The organism is Pseudomonas sp. A125 (genome assembly GCF_055409485.1).
Genome location: NZ_JBUZVP010000095.1, coordinates 1 through 757 on the forward strand (window position 1 = coordinate 1; position 757 = coordinate 757).

General features: G+C 60.9%; 1 protein-coding gene. It reads right to left on the reverse strand.

The features are described from left to right. The coding region (locus tag ACZRN6_RS36555) for an IS30-like element ISUnCu4 family transposase (protein WP_463875238.1) at nucleotides 1–702 on the reverse strand (702 nt) is incomplete at its 3' end. Nucleotides 703–757: the final 55 nt, after the last annotated feature.

The window sequence follows — 757 nt, forward strand, 5'->3', positions numbered from 1 at the left end:
CATCGCCAGCGGCATGCCATTGAGCGCTGCACTGAAGCCTTCCATCGCCGAGGTCGCCGTCGCGTCGTTCATCTTCACCAGCATCAGGTAGCCACTGGTTCGCTCCACCAGCGTGCCTACACACGAGGCGTTGGCTTTGCCCTTGATCAAGTCGCCTTCCCAATGCCCTGGCATTAGCCGGTCTTCGATCTCCGGTGGGCGCACATGGATGCTGACCATCTCGGGAATCTGGCCGCGCCGATCCACACCACCAGAGCGCGGTCGGCGTGTCGTCTTGCTTTGCCGCAGGCAGATGATCAGCTCCTTGCGCAGTTCACCGACCGGCAGGGCATAGATCGCGTTATAGATCGTCTCGCGACAGACGTAGGCATCTCTGAGGCTGGGAATGTTCATGCTGCGCAGCTTGCCGGCAATCTGCTCGGGAGACAAACGCTCACGGAGCATATGCGCCACCAACTCGAAGCGCTCACCACCCCGCAACAGCTTTCGCTTCGGTCGACACACCTGGCGGCGAGCCTGCATCTGCTGCTGGGCCGCGTGGGCCGAGTAGCCGCCACAGACATCTCGATTGCGGCGCAGCTCCCGGCTGATGGTCGAAGGGGATCGGTTGATCAAGCAGGCAATCCTACGCAGGCTGAAGCCTTGGGCATGACTGATTTGAATGGTGGCGCGCTCTTCAACGCTGAGTTCGGTATAAGACATAGGGGCAGCACCGTACCGGAAAGGTCAGGTGTTGCACTCAGTTTTTGCCGCCGCC